The organism is Streptomyces sp. NPDC111507 (genome assembly GCF_055638955.1).
Genome location: NZ_JBVKBU010000039.1, coordinates 1 through 17,263 on the forward strand (window position 1 = coordinate 1; position 17,263 = coordinate 17,263).

Below are 17,263 nucleotides of genomic sequence, written 5' to 3' on the forward strand. Positions count from 1 at the left end.
GTTGAGGGCGTAAGACCACCGGGAGCGCTGCTCCCAGAGGCAGCCTGAGCCAGGAATCCCCGCTCAGCCCTGAAGGAAGGAATCCCCTCCCTTCAGGGAGGGGAGCAGTCAATGAGTCCTTTGACGCCCCCTCCGACGCCCTGCTCCGACGCCCTGCTCCGACGCCCTGCTCCGGACGGCGTGACCCGTTGCCGCACGTTGAGCAGTCGCCCGTAAGGGTTCCGTCAAAGGCGGACCGGCGGCCGTATGGGAGGTGTCAACGGCGGCCAGATCCGGCCAGAGAGGCGGTTACCTCTAACCGTCCGCTTCATTTCTGAACCTCATCTAGGAGTTCGCGATGGCCGATCTGGCCTTCGTCGTCACCACGATCGCGGTGTTCGCGCTGGTGGCCCTTGTCGCCAAGGGGGTGACGAAGCTGTGACCGCCGAGAACATTGTCGGCCTGGTCGTGGCCGTCGCCCTGCTGGGCTATCTCGTCCTCGCCCTGATCTTCCCGGAGAGGTTCTGAGAGCGCCATGAGTCCCGTTCTTGCCGGCGTGCTCCAGCTGCTCGCGCTCATAGCGGCACTGGCCCTCGCCTACGTCCCCCTTGGCGACTACATGGCCAAGGTCTACTCCTCCGACAAGCACTGGCGTGTGGAGAAGTGGATCTACAAGGGCATCGGTGCCAATCCGAACACGGAGATGCGCTGGCCCGCGTACCTGCGCGGTGTCCTAGCCTTCTCCGCGGTCGGCGTCCTCTTCCTCTACCTGCTGCAGCGTCTGCAGGGCCATCTGCCCGGCTCGCTCGGCTTCTCCGCCATCGACCCGGACCAGGCGTTCAACACCGCCGCGTCGTTCGTGTCGAACACCAACTGGCAGTCGTACTACGGCGAGCAGGCCATGGGCCACGTCGTGCAGACCGGTGGCCTGGCGGTGCAGAACTTCGTCTCGGCCGCGGTCGGCATCGCTGTCGCCGTGGCGCTGGTGCGCGGCTTCTCCCGCTCCCGCACCGGTGAGCTGGGCAACTTCTGGGCCGACCTGGTGCGCGGCACGATCCGTATCCTGCTGCCGCTCTCGGTCGTCGCCGCGATCATCCTGGTCGCCTGTGGCGCGATCCAGAACTTTGCCGGGATCCACTCCGTGGGCCAGTTCATGGGCGGCTCGCAGCAGTGGAACGGCGGTGCGGTCGCCTCGCAGGAGGCGATCAAGGAGCTGGGCACCAACGGCGGCGGCTACTTCAACGCCAACTCCGCCCACCCCTTCGAGAACCCCACCCCGTTCTCGAACCTCTTCGAGATCTTCCTGCTGCTGGTCATCCCGTTCGCGCTGACCCGCACCTTCGGCCGCATGGTCGGCAGCCTGAAGCAGGGCTACGCGATCCTCGCCACGATGGCCACGATCTGGCTGGGCTTCATCGCCCTGATGATGTGGACCGAGTTCGCCCACCACGGTCCGGCGTTCCAGATCGCGGGCGGCGCGATGGAGGGCAAGGAGCAGCGGATCGGTGTCGGCGCCTCGTCGATCTTCGCGGTGTCGACCACGCTGACCTCGACGGGTGCGGTGGACTCCTTCCACTCCTCGTTCACCGGCCTCGGCGGTGGTATCACCATCCTGGGCATGCAGCTGGGTGAGATCGCACCCGGTGGTACCGGCTCCGGTCTCTACGGCATGCTGATCATGGCGGTCATCGCGGTGTTCATCGCCGGTCTGATGGTCGGCCGCACCCCCGAGTACCTGGGCAAGAAGATCGGCACCCGCGAGATGAAGTTCGCGGCCTGCTACATCCTCATCACCCCGGCGCTGGTGCTCGTCTTCACCGCCGCGGCGATGGCCCTGCCCACTCCGGGCCACTCCATGACCAACAGCGGGGCGCACGGCTTCTCCGAGATCCTGTACGCGTACACGTCGGGTGCCAACAACAACGGTTCGGCGTTCGCGGGTCTGAACGCGGACACGCAGTGGTTCAACAGCACGATCGGCATCGCGATGCTGCTGGGCCGTTTCCTGCCGATGGTGTTCGTGCTGGCGCTGGCCGGTTCGCTCGCCGAGCAGCGGCCCGTTCCGGAGACCGCGGGCACCCTGCGCACCAATAAGCCGCTCTTCGTGGGCCTGCTGGTGGGCGCCATCCTGATCATCACCGGTCTGACCTACTTCCCGGCGCTCGCGCTGGGTCCGCTGGCCGAGGGGCTGGCGTCATGATCACTCGCACAGATTCGCCTTCAGAAGAGGACTCGATGTCCACAGCCACTCCGACCCGGGCGCCGCACAGCGATGTGCCGACCGGTCACAAGGACGAAGGAAAGGTCGGCGCGGGTCTGTTCGACCCGAAGCAGCTGCTGAGGTCGCTGCCGGACGCCTTCCGCAAGCTCGACCCGCGGGTGATGATCAAGTCGCCCGTCATGTTCGTGGTGCTGGTCGGCTCGGTCCTGACGACGGTCTTCTCCTTCAAGGACCCGGGCGACTGGTTCGGCTGGGCGATCAGTGCCTGGCTGTGGCTGACCGTGATCTTCGCCAACCTGGCCGAGGCGGTGGCCGAGGGCCGCGGCAAGGCCCAGGCGGACACCCTGCGCAAGGCCAAGACCGACACGGTGGCCCGTCGCCTGACCGGCTCCGTCGAAGAACAGGTGCCCGGCACCGAACTGCGCGTCGGCGACCTGGTCGTCTGCGAGGCGGGCGACATCATCCCCGGCGACGGTGACGTCGTCGAGGGTGTGGCGAGCGTCGACGAGTCGGCCATCACCGGTGAGTCGGCCCCGGTCATCCGCGAGTCCGGCGGCGACCGCAGCGCCGTCACGGGCGGTACGAAGGTGCTCTCCGACCGGATCGTCATCAAGATCACGACGAAGCCCGGCGAGACCTTCATCGACCGGATGATCGCTCTGGTCGAGGGCGCGGCCCGGCAGAAGACGCCGAACGAGATCGCGCTGAACATCCTGCTCGCGTCCCTCACCATCGTGTTCCTGCTGGCGGTGGCGACGCTGCCGCCGTTCGCCAACTACGCGGGCACACACCTCACGATGGTCGTCCTGGTGGCCCTGCTGGTCTGCCTGATCCCGACGACGATCGGCGCACTCCTCTCCGCGATCGGCATCGCGGGCATGGACCGGCTGGTCCAGCGCAACGTGCTGGCCATGTCCGGCCGCGCGGTCGAGGCCGCCGGTGACGTCTCCACGCTGCTGCTCGACAAGACCGGCACCATCACCCTCGGCAACCGTCAGGCCTCCGAGTTCGTGCCGGTGTCCGGCACCACCGAGGCCGAGGTGGCCGACGCCGCCCAGCTGTCGTCGCTGGCCGACGAGACGCCCGAGGGCCGCTCCATCGTCGTACTGGCGAAGGAGAAGTACGGGCTGCGCGAGCGGCACCAGGGCGAGCTGTCCGGGGCCGAGTGGATCGCCTTCACCGCCCAGACCCGTATGTCCGGTGTGGACGTCGACGGACGCAAGATCCGCAAGGGCGCGGCCGGTTCGGTCATCGCCTGGGTCCAGGAGCGGGGCGGCGAGGTGTCAGCCGACGCCGACACCCTCTCCAACCGGATCTCCGAAGCGGGCGGCACGCCGCTGCTGGTGGCCGTCGAGGACACCGACGGCGCGCGCGTCCTCGGAGTCATCCACCTGAAGGACGTCGTCAAGGACGGCATGCGCGAGCGGTTCGACGAGCTGCGCCGGATGGGCATCAAGACCATCATGATCACGGGTGACAACCCGCTGACGGCCAAGGCGATCGCGGACGAGGCCGGCGTCGACGACTTCCTCGCGGAGGCGACTCCCGAGGACAAGATGGCGCTCATCAAGCGCGAGCAGGCGGGCGGCAAGCTCGTCGCGATGACCGGTGACGGCACGAACGACGCCCCGGCCCTCGCGCAGGCGGACGTGGGCGTGGCGATGAACACGGGTACGTCGGCCGCCAAGGAGGCCGGCAACATGGTCGACCTCGACTCGAACCCGACCAAGCTCATCGAGATCGTCGAGATCGGCAAGCAGCTCCTCATCACCCGGGGCGCGCTCACGACGTTCTCGATCGCCAACGACGTCGCGAAGTACTTCGCGATCATCCCGGCGCTGTTCGCGGCGGTCTACCCGGGCCTGGACAAGCTGAACATCATGCACCTGTCCTCGCCCGACTCGGCGATCCTGTCGGCGGTCATCTTCAACGCGCTGATCATCATCGCGCTGGTGCCGCTCGCCCTGCGGGGTGTGCAGTACCGGCCGGTGAGCGCCGACAAGATGCTGCGGCGCAACCTCGGGATCTACGGCATCGGCGGCCTGATCGCCCCCTTCATCGGCATCAAGATCATCGACCTGCTCATCTCCCTCATCCCCGGAATCGGCTGATCCCCATGAACAACTCGGTTACCAACACCGCCCGGTTGCTCTGGGCGGGCCTGCGGGCCCTGCTGGTCCTGACCGTCATCTGCGGTGTGCTGTATCCGCTGGCCATCACCGGCGTCGCCCAGGGCCTGTTCTCCGATCAGGCGAACGGCTCGGAGATCAAGGCGAACGGCAAGGTCGTCGGCTCCTCGCTGATCGGCCAGTCCTACAACCTGCCGCTGAAGAAGGGCCAGGAGACACCGGATGCCGACCTGAAGTGGTTCCAGGGCCGCCCCGCGAACGGGTTGGGCGCCAACAGCGTCAACACCCAGTACAAGCTGATCCTGTCGGGCGCCACCAACCGTTCCGGTGACAACGCCGACCTGATCAAGTGGGTCAAGGACGCCAAGGCGGCCGTCATCAAGGACAACTCGGTGAACGGCTACACGGTCAAGCCGTCCGACGTGCCCGCCGACGCGGTCACCTCGTCCGGCTCGGGCCTGGACCCGGACATCTCCCCGAAGTACGCCGACATCCAGGTGCACCGGATCGCGGAGAAGAACGGCCTGTCCGTCGCCCAGGTGCAGAAGCTGGTCGACGAGCACACCGACGGCCGCACCCTCGGCTTCATGGGCGAGCCCCGCGTCAACGTGCTGGAGCTCAACATCGCGCTCAAGGGACTTGTGGCGAAGAGCTGATGGGCTGAGGCGCACCGCGCGGGAGTTGGCGGACGGGGAACGAACCGGTTCGTCAACTCCCGCGTTCACGAAGCCGGTTCCGCGGGTTCCGGCCCGCCGTACAACAGGAAAGGCGCACACCGATGACCCGGGTACTGGTGGTGGAGGACGACCCTCAGCTCGTCCGGGCCCTCGTGATCAACCTGCAGGCCCGCAGGTACGGAGTGGACCCGGCCCCCGACGGCACCACTGCCCTGCGCATCGCCGCCGCCCGGCAGCCCGACGTGGTCCTGCTCGACCTCGGCCTGCCCGACATGGACGGCACGGACGTCATCAGGGCCCTGCGCGGCTGGACCCGCGTACCGATCCTCGTCCTGTCCGCCCGCCGGGCCTCCGACGAGAAGGTCGCGGCGCTGGACGCGGGCGCCGACGACTACATCACCAAACCGTTCAGCATGGACGAACTCCTCGCCCGGCTGCGCGCCGCCGTCCGCCGCACGGACGACGTTCCGCTGACCCCCGAGACGACGCTCGTCATGACGGACGGCTTCACCATCGACCTGCTCGCCAAGAAGGCCACCCGCGCGGGGCACGACGTACGCCTCACACCCACCGAGTGGCATCTGCTGGAGATCCTGATCACCAACCCCGGCCGGCTCATCACACAGAAGCACCTGCTGGCGGAGGTGTGGGGAGTCAACCAGAGCAATAAGACCAACTACCTGCGGGTCTACATGGCTCAGCTCCGCCGCAAACTGGAAGCGGACCCCGCCCACCCCCGCTATCTGATCACCGAGCCGGGCATGGGATACCGCTTCGAGAGCTGAAGCGTGCGTACGAAACCGACGAAGAGAAGAGAAGATGGCACGCGGCAAGCTTCGGATCTACCTCGGTGCGGCACCGGGGGTCGGCAAGACGTACGCGATGCTCTCCGAGGCGCACCGCCGGGTCGAGCGGGGCACCGACTGCGTCGTCGCCTTCGTGGAGCACCACGACCGGCCGCGCACCGAGGTGATGCTGCACGGCCTGGAGCAGGTGCCCCGCAAGGAGTTGGAGTACCGCGGCACCACGTTCGGCGAGATGGACATCGATGCGGTGCTGGCCCGCCGCCCCCAGGTGGCCCTGGTCGACGAGCTGCCCCACACGAACATCCCCGGCTCCCGCAACGCCAAGCGCTGGCAGGACGTCGAGGAACTGCTCGCCGCCGGGATCGACGTCGTCTCCACCGTCAACATCCAGCACCTGGAGTCACTGGGCGACATCGTCGAGTCCATCACCGGCATCCGGCAGCAGGAGACCGTCCCGGACGAGGTCGTACGCCGGGCCGACCAGATCGAACTGGTCGACATGTCACCGCCCGCGCTGCGCCGCCGTATGGCGCACGGCAACATCTACAAGCCGGACAAGGTCGACGCGGCCCTGTCCAACTACTTCCGGCCCGGCAATCTGACCGCGCTGCGTGAGCTCGCCCTGCTGTGGGTGGCCGACCGGGTCGACGAGTACCTGACCGAGTACCGCAGTGAGCACCGGGTCTCGAAGATCTGGGGTTCGCGGGAGCGGATCGTGGTCGGGCTGACCGGCGGTCCCGAGGGGCGCACACTGATCCGCCGGGCCGCGCGGCTCGCGGAGAAGGGCGCGGGCGGCGAGGTCATGGCCGTCTACATAGCCCGCAGCGACGGACTGACCTCCGCGTCACCGAAGGAACTGGCGGTCCAGCGCACGCTGGTGGAGGACCTGGGCGGCACCTTCCACCACGTCGTCGGGGACGACATACCGGTCGCGCTGCTCGACTTCGCGCGCGGGGTGAACGCCACCCAGATCGTCCTCGGGGTGTCCCGGCGCAAGACCTGGCAGTACGTCTTCGGGCCGGGCGTCGGGGCGACGGTGGCCCGCGACTCGGGTCCCGACCTCGACGTCCACCTGATCACGCACGGCGAGGCGGGCAAGGGGCGCGGACTGCCGGTGGCCCGGAGCGCACGGCTCGGCCGCCTTCGGGTCGTCTGGGGCTGGTTGACCGGCGTGGCCGGGCCGGCGCTGCTCACGCTGCTGCTGACCGGCGTCGCGCCCGAAGTCGGCCTGGCCAACGACATGTTGCTGTACCTGGCGCTGACGGTGGCCGCAGCCCTGCTGGGCGGGCTGTATCCCGCCCTGGCCTCGGCGTTGGTCGGCTCCCTGCTGCTGAACTGGTTCTTCACCCCGCCCGTCCACACCCTGACGATCGCCGACCCGAAGAACATCGTCGCCATCGCGATCTTCGTCGGGGTCGCGGTGTCGGTGGCGTCGGTGGTGGACCTGGCGGCCCGGCGTACGCACCAGGCGGCCCGGCTGCGCGCCGAGTCGGAGATCCTCTCCTTCCTCGCGGGCAGCGTGCTGCGCGGCGAGACCAGCCTGGAGGCCCTCCTGGAACGGGTCCGGGAGACCTTCGGCATGGAGTCGGTCGCGCTCCTGGAGCGGGAGAGCGACGTGACGCCGTGGACCTGCGCGGGCCGGGTGGGCACGGGGAGAACGTTGGAGCGGCCGGAGGACGCGGACGTGGACATGCCGGTGGGGGACCGGATGGCGCTCGCGCTGTCCGGACGGGTCCTGCCGGCGGAGGACCGCAGGGTGCTCGCCGCGTTCGCCGCTCAGGCCGCGGTGGTCCTGGACCGCCAGCGCCTCCAGCACGAGGCCGACCAGGCCAAGGAGCTGGCCGAGGGCAACCGCATCCGCACCGCGCTGCTCGCCGCCGTGAGCCACGACCTGCGGACCCCGCTGGCCGGGATCAAGGCCGCCGTGTCCTCGCTGCGGTCGGACGACGTGGCGTGGTCGGAGGAGGACCGGGCCGAGTTGCTGGAGGGCATCGAGGAGGGCGCCGACCGGCTCGACCACCTCGTGGGCAACCTGCTCGACATGTCCCGCCTGCAGACCGGCACGGTCACCCCGCTGATCCGCGAGATCGACCTCGACGAGGTGGTCCCGATGGCGCTGGGCGGCGTACCGGAGGACAGCGTGGAACTGGACATCCCCGAGACGCTGCCCATGGTCGTCGTCGATCCCGGTCTGCTGGAACGCGCGGTCGCCAACCTCGTGGAGAACGCGGTGAAGTACAGCCCGGCCCGAGCACCGGTCCTGGTCGCGGCGAGTGCCATGGCCGACCGGGTGGAGGTACGGGTGGTGGACCGCGGCCCGGGAGTCCCCGACGAGGCCAAGGACCGCATCTTCGCGCCCTTCCAGCGCTACGGCGACGCTCCCCGCGGCGCGGGCGTCGGCCTCGGCCTCGCGGTCGCCCGCGGCTTCGCCGAGGCGATGGGCGGCACACTGAACGCCGAGGACACACCGGGCGGCGGACTCACCATGGTCCTCGGTCTCCCGGCCGCGGCCGGCAAAGGTACGACGGCCGTGCCCGCATACGCTCATGAGCGAGTGTCTCCTCCTCGGGCCGCCGATGTCCGCTCCGGACCGACATGCTGAAGTGTGCGTCTGCTCAGGCGAGTTGGCCCCGCGGCCGATCCCGGAGAGCATGTGTTCCTCTGCTCTTCGCGCCAGGACCGTGAGGACGTCCAACGGCTCAAGGAACAACTCGCCGACAAGGGGTTCACCGCCTGGATCGACCTGACCGACATCCTGCCGTCGGCCAAGTGGCGCGAGGCAGCCGACGGTCGAGGCCGGACGGGCGCTGCTCACCGTGCTGCGGACCCGCCCGCGGATGGCCCGGTTCCGCGACGCGCCGGCGGGTGTCCCGGCCGGGGAAGCGGATCTCCAGGTGCGTCACCTGTCCCGGGACGAGGCCGTACGGGCCGTGCGCGACGGCCGGATCGGCAGTTGTACGAAGCCATCGCGTCGGCGGTCATGCGGGCGCAGCGTCCCGCGAGTTCGACCCCGCCGAGGATGTGTGGTTGCCGACGTCCCTGCCCGTGAACCCGCCCGTGGTCGTCGCGCTGCTCGATGGGGCCGGCGCGGTCCGGCGGCAGATCGTCACAGCCATGGTGCCCTGCCGCATCCGCCAGGATCTCCCCAGCGGAACACGACCAAGCTCGGACCAGCAGTCACGCATCCCTCCGCCCGGATGCGACGGGTGAGGCGGAGGCGCATGGTGGTACTGGCGGCATATCTCGCTGGAGGTAAGGGCGATGAGGCATCCGCTCACTACTATGACTACTGCCGCAGTCCTCCTGGTCTCCGTCGCTTCTGCGGGGGGCGTGGGGACCGCGGCCGAGGCACAGGCGGCCCGGGCCTCTGCTCCGGCGACCCTGTGCACGTACCGTGACGCATTCCCGCCCGCCGGCGGCACCAACATCGGAGGTGCCCCGAATCGGTACCGGCATACGGGCAGCCCGTACGTCGGCGCCCGCTTCGACGGCTGCACCAACACGCTCAAGGTGTACTACGGCGGCTTTTCCAGCCCCCGTTACGCCTACTACGACATCCGCTACACCTATCCGTCACAGCTCGGCTGGTTCAGCTGGCAGATGCAGATGGGGCCGAACAGGGTCGCGACGCTCCGCGCGCCCGCTCACGGCGACTGGAATTTCAAGGTGCGGGCCTGCGCCAGAACGATCGACGGCCCGGGTCCCGGCACCTGCACGGCGTGGTCGCCGCAACTCTTCCTGCACGCCGTCTGAACGCACCGGAGTGGGGTGACGTCGTCGTCCGGCTGCCCACGATCCCGGCCCGTGGTCCTCAGTCGCTGCCACGCCACTGGAGCAGATCGAGGGCGACGGCGACCTTGACGGTGTTGTCCTCGAGTGGCTTCGGGAGCAGTTGGCCGGCTCGGTCGAGCTGCCGGAGCAGGGTGTTGCGGTGGGTGTAGAGGGGTGGTCTTGACGAAGTCGTCGGCCTGTTCGATGTCCTGGCTGATCAGGCTGCTGAGCTGGACGTCGTCGAAACCGGCGACGCGACGCGGTGAACGGAGCCTGGCGAGCATGCGCTGGGTGGTCAGCGCGGCGAGGTGGCTGCGCCGGAAGCCGTCTCTGCCCCCGGCGGGCGGGCCCACGGCGATGCGGACGCCCGGCAGCGGGTCGAGGAGCTGGCTGAGCAGGCCGGTGTCGGGTGCGGCGGGTCCGGGCAGCCACACCCACGAAGTGGCAGCGCCGACGATCACGGTGAGCGGTTGCTGCACTCCGGCCGTCTGCGCCAGAGCCTCGGTCGCACGCTCGAGGTGGCCCGGTTCGGGGGACGGTTCCTCGCTCCACACGACGGCGGCGGTGCGGGTCCGGGTGGTGGTCGTGGGCATCACGCTTCGCCGCCGTTGACGCGCTCGTGGATCTCGATCAGCGTGCTGATGGTGTCGGGACTCTCAGCCATGCCAACCCACTGCCCGAGGGCGGTGACGACGGGGACGGCGTCGGTGTCGAAGACCACGACGTAGTCGCCGTACCTGTCGAGGACCATCTCCCGCAGTCTGGGGGGAGGTTACGACACACCCATCATGACAGGTCAGAGGCTGTTTCTGTAGGACGAACGGCACAGGTCACCAGGGTTGTTCGGCCTTCTCCGAGACGCCCAGAATCTCCGTCATGAATCACTCGGGAAAAGTGGATCAGGACGACATCATGCGGGCGCGGAACATACTGCTTGCGTCAGGACGCCGCACTCCACGCGAGGAAGTCGACGCATACCGGGTGCTCGCCCAGGTCAGTCCCGCCTCCTACCTGCCCCGCCTGGTCAAGGCATTGCAGCGCCTGAGTTACGACTCCAGCTCCGGCCAACAGCATGCGTCCTGTCTCGCGCTGCGCGAGGAGGCAGTGGCCGCGGCGCGGGACATCGATCCGGCCGAACCTGCCCGTGCGGATCTTCTGTACGAGGCACTCGACACGTGCCAGAGAGAGCTGTACACGCTCGGCCGACGCGCCGAAGGGCTCGCCATGCGCGCCGAGATGCTCTCCATCGGCCGTGCGCAGGCCGAACTGTCCGGAGGCCCCGCGGTCCAGGGGCTGCGTGACTGGGCTGCCGGTCTCTCCGAGGAAGGCCGGTATGCCGAGGCTGCCGATGCCCTGACCGAATGGGTCGCGGCGATCCTGCCCAACGGGCCCGACGGTGGGAGTCTCGGCTGGTCACTCCTGCAGTGGATCGCCGCACTCGATGACGCAGGCCGGTCTGGCGAAGCACTCGCCGCCTTCGGGACACTCGTCAGCATGGAAGCGGTCGAGGCCGCGAACGACCGCGGCCCGATGGCCTGCCACCTCTACTCGCTGATCGGGTACGCGCAGATGCTCGACACCTGTGGCCGAGGCGAACGGGCAGCAATCGTACGGCAAGAGGCGCTCGGCTTGCTGACGGAGCTGGCCGCCACCGGTGAGCGCAAGTCCTGGAGCGGCTATCAGGCGTCCTACTGGGCGGTTCTGCTGTCCTGCTCCGGCGCCTTCAGTGAGCCACCGACGGCTAGCGGGCCGCGTCCGCCTTCGGGAACTACGCCTCTGCAGTGGTCCCCTGATGCCAGACGACGCTACTTCGACAGCCGCACCACTCTGCGCGAAGCGGTGGACGCCCTTGCTGCGCGAGCCGCCGAAGATCCGGAGCGACACCTGGCCGAATTGGTCCGGCTGCACCGGGTACTTACCGTCCGCTCCGCTGTCTACTGGGAGCACCGCACCCATCTGTTCGTGGAGCAAGTGCGCTCCCTGTTCGATGACGGGGTGGGCCTGGCTCGCCGGCTGGTCCAGCACCATCCAAGATGCGGAGCCCCAGTACTGGCCCAGATCCTCACAGACCGATCGACCTTCCACACCGCCGCTCGCGAGTTCGGTCCCGCCCTCGATGACTTCCGCGAAGCCCTGAGCTACCTGGGGGAGGCGGGCTAACGCCAGTCAGACCGTAAGCAAGGACAGTCGCGCCAGGCCAAGGAAGACCATCGTGCCTATTCCGCAACGTCCAATAACCGGAGTTACCAATAGCCCGCGCCGGTGCGGTGGCGAGAACCTCCAGGGCATCGACGGCGAGCCGGACGGACTCCGCCGCGCTGTCGGGCTGGGTGATGACGCCGGAGACCCGCACCAGGTCGCCGGGCTGGATCTCGGTGAGCAGCACGTGCGCGATCCGGGGGTTGCCGGTGGTGCAGGACCACACCACGTCGTCCGTGACGCCGTCGGTGGGCGAGACGACCAGCTGGAACCGGACGGTGTACGGCGCGTCGCCAGGTATGGGGACGGCGTCGAGGAAACCGTAGACGGTGAGGGGCTTGGCGTCCATCAGCTCACCTCCGTCAGGGTGATGGTGCGGTGCGCGGCGTCGTAGGCGTCTACCACCGACTTCCGGATCATCCCGGCGCCGGCGACCTGGTGGCCGTGGGCGCGCGTCCACGTCCGGATCGCGGCCAACTGCTCCTTGCTGCGCTTGGTGCCGTTCGGTACGGGAGTGACGGTGGGGGCTACGGGGCGGCCGCCGGCTTTCACCACACGCAGCGTCTCCTGCGCCTGCTCCAGCTCCGCCTTGAGTTTGGCAGCGCGTTCTTCGGCCTCCCGCTGGGCGTCGTCGGCGGCACATCGCACGGTCAGCTCGTAGAAGTCGCTGCGGATGCGGGCGGCCTTGTGGCGGATCCCGGCGGCCGGGTGGATCTTCGCCCAGGACAGCAGAGCTTCGATCCCGTCACTGCCCGCCGCGCCGTCGAGCTCGGGACCGGCCGCCTCAGGGGTGTCGGCGTCGGCGGCCGGGGTGGGGGTGTCGTCGTCCGGTGCCTGCTGGCCGGTGTAGTGGAGGGCTTCGGCGAGTTCGCTCTCCGACAGTCCGAGGGTGTCGCGGACGTGGTCGGGGCTGTCGCCGTTGTTGAGCATGGAAGCGGCGGTGGCAGTGAAGGCGTTGGCCGTCATCGTGTCGTCTCCGGTCTCGGTGGTGTCGGGGGAGGGCAGGAGCGGGAGGAGCGTGGTGAGGGTGTCTTCGTCGGTGGGTGCCGCGAGGGCGTCCAGGAGTTCGGCGAGGTCGCCCTTGTCGCAGGCGCTTCGTGCGGTGACGCGGCTCGCGGCGGCGATCTCCTGCAGGGGCTGGGGTTGAGCGGGAGCGATTCGGCTTCGAGGGCCTGCCGCCAGTCGTTGAACACGCCGTTCTCCTATGCGGGCCGCTGAGTGAGGGCAATCCAGGAGCTCGTGAAGGTCCACGGTTCCCAAGGGCAGGTCGCCAAGCGGCTGGGGAAGACACCGGCGTGGGTATCTCAGCGTCTGGCATTGCTGGAGCTCACTCCGGATCTTCAGGAGAAGATGGAGACGGGCGAGTTGAAGGTGGAGCCCGCCCGCCGCATCGGCCGACTCCCCAAGGAACAACAGGCGGCAGAGGCGCAGAAGACTAATAACGCCGTTAAGCCCCCGCGCCAGCGTCGGGGCAAGCCGCCCGCGGAGACGGGAAGCAACGCCCCCACCGTTAACGCCGTTAATACCCCCGTCGAAGGCGCGACTCCAGCAGCCCCCTCTGACGCCGAAGCAGGCAGCTCGGAGCAGGGTGACGGGGGCCAGCCGAGGCGGTTGCCGTACGACGACGCCACCCTCATCGTCCAACACCTGCACGTCAAAATGGCCTCCGCCGACTTCGTCCAAGGCGCACGCGTGTGGATGACCGTCCTGCGCGACCAGCACCCTGCGGAGTACCGCGAACTGCTGCTCGAACTGAGCCAGCAGGAGCAGCAGCCGGCCTGACAGCGGGCGAAAACACAAAAGGCCCGTGCTCCCTGCTGCGTTCGCAGGGAGCACGGGCCTTTGCCGTGTCGGTCGTGCGTGTCAGGCCGCCCAGGTCGCGGGTGCCGCGTCGTGGTCGGGGCTGGGGATGCCAGCGGCTGTCGCCGGAGCGGCGGGGTGCCGCATGGCGGTGATCGGGACGGCGCCGGGCTCGGTGGGCGGACTGGTGAAGAGGCAGTGTTCCAACCCTGCACTGTTCCTGTCGGGGTGCGGTGTTCCTCGCGTTCAGGTCCTCCGCCGCTGCGGCCACGGGTAACCAAGCTGTCTGGCGTACTCCGGAGATCCGCCGCAGACCTCGGCTGTCTGACGTGGGTCACCCGCCACGAGTTGCTCAGCAAGTCTCTCGGCCTGACTTTCAGGGTCGTCATTGGAGACGTCAAGCACCATCTGGAACTGCAGCCATGGGCGGTCTTCCCAGATGGCCGAGCGGCCCGGATGGAAGAGGAAGAGGTTGATCTGGTCGGGCTCCCAAAGCCAGGCGGACACACCGCCGAGTTCACATTCCCATCGTGCAAGCCAGCCGGCGCGCTCTCTGAGGTCCAGCTCCAGCAGCCGGGCAACGGCGCGTGCTGGCCACTCCCAGCTGCGGTCCGCAACGGCTCGCTCTACCTCTGTCTGGTACTCCTGAGCATCGAACCAGAACTCAGGCAGGTCAACGTTGTCCTCGTCGGGGTTGCGCCACGCGCTCCAGATCACGTGGTCGCCGTCGCGCCGGATGGTCACGTAGAGAGCGCCGCAGCACCCTTCGGTGCACGTTGCCTCGGCCAGCCGCACCTCGTGCGGCTCAGGACCAGCCGTGAGAGGGCCGTTTGGCAGCAAGAGGTACTTGGGATCTTCGCCCGGCTCTTCTGTGAATACCTCAGCCAAGATGTCCTCATTGTCGACCAGCGGTCGGACCTCCACGCTTGCGCCCCTCTGCGGAAGATCAGGAACGACAATGTGGAGGGTGAGGCAACGCTTCTTGGCAGTCATCGAACGATTGTCGGGCCTGCCACATCGAGGTGTCGCAGCATTTCTCGCGGATGGTCCCGTCACTGGTCCTTCAAGATCTCTCCGACGGCTTCGCGTTGTCATTCGTGCAGGCAGCGAGGTAGTCGGTCCAGCTGTCCTGGGCGAACCGAGCCCACCTGTGGGCGCTGCCTGCGCTGACGCCGAAGAGGTCACTGATCACGATGGGAGGCAGGTCGGCCACGGCTTCGAGCATGGCGGTGTTGCGGGCGCTGATGACTTCCAGGCCGTGCTTCCGGAGCTTGTTCACGATTCTCTGCGCCGTGATCGGGCGGTGAGCTGGCACGCCCGGAAGCAAGTAGATAGGGCGGCTGTCCTGTGGCGGGCGGAGCATGGAGCGGACCGTCGGTCGTGCGATCTGATGCTCGATGAGCAGTGCCAGTTTGGGCGGCAGGAGGACGGGGTTGCGTTCGATGGTGAGGTAGGCGTCGTCCCCAGTGCGTTCGAACCTGTCAGTGGTCAGTTCGACCAGGCGGACCGCTGTAGACGACGAACCCGTTGTCGGCCGCGTCCTTGCCCTCGGGGGTCCAGATGCCTTCGGCGGGGACCGTCGTGCCGTCGTCGGCCTCGCTGGTCTCGATCTCATACAGGGCCGTGGTCACGCCGGCACCTCTCGGGCGATGGCGGCCGCCAGGAGCACAGTGGCGTCGGCCGCGTACGGGTCGGCGTAGCTCTCGTGGTCGCTGACGTCGAACGGCGCGGCCTTCGCGGTGGCCGTGAACCCGGGGACGGCGGTGGCCGTCTTGCCCGCCAGTTCGGTGTTGAGGCGGTCGGCGTCGTGGCCGGCGAGCCAGGTCTGGAAGTAGGGGCCGAGGCGGAGCAGTGTGTACCCGGTGCCGTCGCTGCGGCGTGCTTCGACGTGGACGCCGTAGTTGGCCGGGGCCATGCCGACGTCGTCGGGGAGGTCCAGGCCCGCTGCGGCGTGGGTGAGCGGCTCGTAGGCCGGCTTCCACGCACCGAGGATCTTGTCCGTCTCGCAGCGCAGCCAGCCCAGCTTCCGGTAGCGGGCGCCGTAGGGCGTGTACGAGCCGCCGGGGTGTTGCAGGGCGACGGCGATGATGTCGGGTCCGTGGTCGTCGCCGGTGCGCGGGTGGGCACGCTCTACGAGCGGGCCGACCCGGACGGCGAGGTCCTGGCACTGCCCGGGGGTCCAGTGCTCGGGGTCGCGCAGGGCGGCGAGCAGCGCGCTGAATTGGTCGACGGCGGCCTGGTCCTCGGGGCTGAGGGCGCCGGGCGCGTGGCCGCATCGGAGGAAGATACGGCGATTCATCGGGTGGCCTCCTGCGTGGGGCTGGGGTGGGGGGTGTCGTTGGCGGGTGTCTTGAGCACGCGCGGCAAGTGGACGTGGAGGTGCTCGACTTCGACCTCTCGGCCTCGGTCGCGGAGTGCGCGGGCAAGGATTTCGGTGAGGCCGCTTGCCCTTTACCGGACTACCGAGGCGCCTGTGGGCAGCTGCCAGGACGAGGGCCTCCGCCACGGTGTTGGGCAGGGTCTCGCACGCCGGGTTCTCCAGGTGGGCAGTGACCGGGTTGATGCATCTGCGAGGAGTCGGCCTTACCGCCCCGCGTTGACCTGGCGGAAGGACGGATATAGGACGGATGAAGGATCCGCACCGGTAGCTTCACCCGCATCGCGAGCGCCTGTCAGCGGGACGGCGCCGCACAGCTTCCGGTTGCCAGGACTATGGGCTCCGGGGCCGATCTCAGGGGGAACACTTCATGAGCTTCATGTTCGGACGCCGGGTGGCGATGGTCGCCACCGCCGCGGCGCTGAGCGTCGGCGCGCTCACCGTGATGACGGGGACCGCCTCCGCCGACGATACCGTCCCGCTCACCACCAGCAACTGGGTCGGCCTTTACATCGCCCCCGACACCACGCACGGCAAGATCATAAACGGCGACGTTCCTCCGGGCGGCAGGCTCTGGGTCCACTGCTGGACCCGCGGCCAGCAGATCGGCAACTGGGGCAACACCTGGTACCAGGTGCACGACGTGGACTACAACGAAGGCCAGGGGTGGGTGAGCATCCCCACCGCGTACGTCTTCGCCGGGTACGCCGACAACAACGCCCATAGCGTCAACCGGGACCCCAAAATCTCTGAGTGCTGATCACGCCGAGCACACCAGGCTAGGGCGGGGATCGGTAAGCCATAAGACCCCAGCCCTAGCCTCGATCTTTCGTGACGGTCCGCCGGTTCGGGCGAATTCTGGGGATGTTGAGGGCCTGACTGTCGCGTCGGGTGAGCGCCGGGTTCTACGGTTCCGGGGGTTTTCGGTTGCTCGTCGGAGTGGGTTGTGGCTCCAGGTCACACCCGCCCCCAGCGCGGCAGGGTGATCAACTGGATGTCACGAGATGCTGCAGTCAACTCTGTTGCGCTCCTTCATCGTTCGGATGCGCAACGTCTACCGACTAGGCCATGCGGGGGATGCACTCGCACCCGGCGTGTCGCCCGCTAGTCCGGTCAACAACTCTGTGACGTCCGCCTGCGCAACCGATCGCGATGCGGCGGGGACCGGCGGGCAGGCCGGCGTAGTCGGCGAGGTTGGCGATGAGTTCCCGGGCGCCGGGAGTGTTCAGGACGACGTCCTGGACGCGGGGATCGAGGCCGTCCAGGTCGAGGATGTCGCGGGCTGCCGCGGGGTCGCGGAGCCG

General features: G+C 68.5%; 20 protein-coding genes. 11 read left to right on the forward strand and 9 right to left on the reverse strand.

The genetic code is table 11. The features are described from left to right. Nucleotides 1-417: 417 nt before the first annotated feature. The 8 genes from kdpF (at nucleotide 418) to ACZ7M2_RS51930 (ending at nucleotide 9,565) form a co-directional block, all read left to right on the forward strand. Nucleotides 418-507, forward strand: a complete 90-nt coding sequence (gene kdpF / locus ACZ7M2_RS51895; protein ID WP_016434100.1) for a K(+)-transporting ATPase subunit F — start codon at nucleotides 418-420, stop codon at nucleotides 505-507. 7 nt (nucleotides 508-514) lie between these two features. Continuing rightward, nucleotides 515-2,179 (forward strand): potassium-transporting ATPase subunit KdpA, encoded by a 1,665-nt coding sequence (kdpA, locus tag ACZ7M2_RS51900; RefSeq protein ID WP_471601284.1) that lies wholly within the window; start codon nucleotides 515-517, stop codon nucleotides 2,177-2,179. A 35-nt stretch (nucleotides 2,180-2,214) separates the two neighbouring features. Continuing rightward, complete coding sequence (gene kdpB / locus ACZ7M2_RS51905) at nucleotides 2,215-4,311, forward strand: potassium-transporting ATPase subunit KdpB (RefSeq protein ID WP_471601285.1); 2,097 nt, start codon at nucleotides 2,215-2,217, stop codon at nucleotides 4,309-4,311. 5 nt (nucleotides 4,312-4,316) lie between these two features. Continuing rightward, entirely contained in the window at nucleotides 4,317-4,985 is a 669-nt protein-coding gene (locus ACZ7M2_RS51910; RefSeq protein ID WP_471601286.1) for a potassium-transporting ATPase subunit C, read from the forward strand. Between the two features lie 122 nt (nucleotides 4,986-5,107). Beyond that, nucleotides 5,108-5,791 carry a response regulator gene (locus ACZ7M2_RS51915; RefSeq protein WP_352052186.1) on the forward strand — a complete coding sequence of 228 codons (684 nt, stop codon included), beginning with the start codon at nucleotides 5,108-5,110 and terminating at the stop codon, nucleotides 5,789-5,791. Nucleotides 5,792-5,825: 34 nt separating this feature from the next. Next, nucleotides 5,826-8,414, forward strand: coding sequence for a DUF4118 domain-containing protein (locus ACZ7M2_RS51920; RefSeq protein WP_471601287.1), 2,589 nt, complete (start codon nucleotides 5,826-5,828; stop codon nucleotides 8,412-8,414). Between the two features lie 51 nt (nucleotides 8,415-8,465). Beyond that, entirely contained in the window at nucleotides 8,466-8,861 is a 396-nt protein-coding gene (locus ACZ7M2_RS51925; RefSeq protein WP_471601288.1) for a toll/interleukin-1 receptor domain-containing protein, read from the forward strand. 233 nt (nucleotides 8,862-9,094) lie between these two features. Then, on the forward strand, nucleotides 9,095-9,565 hold the full coding sequence (locus tag ACZ7M2_RS51930; protein WP_471601289.1) for a hypothetical protein: 471 nt from the start codon (nucleotides 9,095-9,097) through the stop codon (nucleotides 9,563-9,565). On the opposite strand, the gene ACZ7M2_RS51935 is transcribed toward ACZ7M2_RS51930, so the two are convergent. Beyond that, a complete protein-coding gene (locus tag ACZ7M2_RS51935) occupies nucleotides 9,457-10,176 on the reverse strand; it encodes a CdaR family protein (protein ID WP_471601290.1) in 720 nt (239 codons plus the stop codon). The two genes, ACZ7M2_RS51930 and ACZ7M2_RS51935, sit on opposite strands and share 109 nt — an antisense overlap. Then, nucleotides 10,176-10,334: a hypothetical protein gene (locus tag ACZ7M2_RS51940; RefSeq protein ID WP_352052582.1), complete on the reverse strand. Its 159-nt coding sequence runs from the start codon at nucleotides 10,332-10,334 to the stop codon at nucleotides 10,176-10,178. The genes ACZ7M2_RS51935 and ACZ7M2_RS51940 overlap by 1 nt, the downstream gene beginning before the upstream one ends. 125 nt (nucleotides 10,335-10,459) lie before the next feature. Here ACZ7M2_RS51940 and ACZ7M2_RS51945 point away from each other — a divergent pair, with 125 nt between their 5' ends. Further along, complete coding sequence (locus ACZ7M2_RS51945) at nucleotides 10,460-11,743, forward strand: hypothetical protein (protein WP_471601291.1); 1,284 nt, start codon at nucleotides 10,460-10,462, stop codon at nucleotides 11,741-11,743. A gap of 387 nt (nucleotides 11,744-12,130) precedes the next feature. Here the strand turns inward: ACZ7M2_RS51945 and ACZ7M2_RS51950 are convergent, their stop codons facing one another. After that, nucleotides 12,131-13,033: an Lsr2 family DNA-binding protein gene (locus ACZ7M2_RS51950; protein ID WP_471601292.1), complete on the reverse strand. Its 903-nt coding sequence runs from the start codon at nucleotides 13,031-13,033 to the stop codon at nucleotides 12,131-12,133. Here ACZ7M2_RS51950 and ACZ7M2_RS51955 point away from each other — a divergent pair. Next, a complete protein-coding gene (locus tag ACZ7M2_RS51955; RefSeq protein WP_471601293.1) occupies nucleotides 13,022-13,564 on the forward strand; it encodes a hypothetical protein in 543 nt (180 codons plus the stop codon). The genes ACZ7M2_RS51950 and ACZ7M2_RS51955 overlap by 12 nt on opposite strands. 81 nt (nucleotides 13,565-13,645) lie before the next feature. Here ACZ7M2_RS51955 and ACZ7M2_RS51960 read toward each other — a convergent pair whose 3' ends face one another. From ACZ7M2_RS51960 to ACZ7M2_RS51980, 5 genes are all read right to left on the reverse strand, one after another. Continuing rightward, nucleotides 13,646-13,789 carry a hypothetical protein gene (locus tag ACZ7M2_RS51960; protein ID WP_471601294.1) on the reverse strand — a complete coding sequence of 48 codons (144 nt, stop codon included), beginning with the start codon at nucleotides 13,787-13,789 and terminating at the stop codon, nucleotides 13,646-13,648. A 39-nt stretch (nucleotides 13,790-13,828) separates the two neighbouring features. Continuing rightward, nucleotides 13,829-14,575 carry a hypothetical protein gene (locus tag ACZ7M2_RS51965; RefSeq protein WP_471601295.1) on the reverse strand — a complete coding sequence of 249 codons (747 nt, stop codon included), beginning with the start codon at nucleotides 14,573-14,575 and terminating at the stop codon, nucleotides 13,829-13,831. Between the two features lie 70 nt (nucleotides 14,576-14,645). Beyond that, nucleotides 14,646-14,861: a hypothetical protein gene (locus tag ACZ7M2_RS51970; protein ID WP_471601296.1), complete on the reverse strand. Its 216-nt coding sequence runs from the start codon at nucleotides 14,859-14,861 to the stop codon at nucleotides 14,646-14,648. A 202-nt stretch (nucleotides 14,862-15,063) separates the two neighbouring features. After that, a complete protein-coding gene (locus ACZ7M2_RS51975; RefSeq protein WP_471601297.1) occupies nucleotides 15,064-15,213 on the reverse strand; it encodes a hypothetical protein in 150 nt (49 codons plus the stop codon). After that, the gene (locus ACZ7M2_RS51980) at nucleotides 15,210-15,881 is read right to left on the reverse strand and encodes a hypothetical protein (RefSeq protein ID WP_471601298.1); all 672 of its coding nucleotides are present in this window, start codon (nucleotides 15,879-15,881) and stop codon (nucleotides 15,210-15,212) included. The genes ACZ7M2_RS51975 and ACZ7M2_RS51980 overlap by 4 nt, the downstream gene beginning before the upstream one ends. Before the next feature lie 448 nt (nucleotides 15,882-16,329). Between ACZ7M2_RS51980 and ACZ7M2_RS51985 the strand changes: the two genes are divergently transcribed. Beyond that, entirely contained in the window at nucleotides 16,330-16,719 is a 390-nt protein-coding gene (locus tag ACZ7M2_RS51985) for a hypothetical protein (RefSeq protein WP_471601299.1), read from the forward strand. Nucleotides 16,720-17,020: 301 nt separating this feature from the next. Here ACZ7M2_RS51985 and ACZ7M2_RS51990 read toward each other — a convergent pair. Continuing rightward, a partial coding sequence (locus ACZ7M2_RS51990; RefSeq protein ID WP_471601300.1) for a RapZ C-terminal domain-containing protein occupies nucleotides 17,021-17,263 on the reverse strand: 243 nt, incomplete at its 5' end.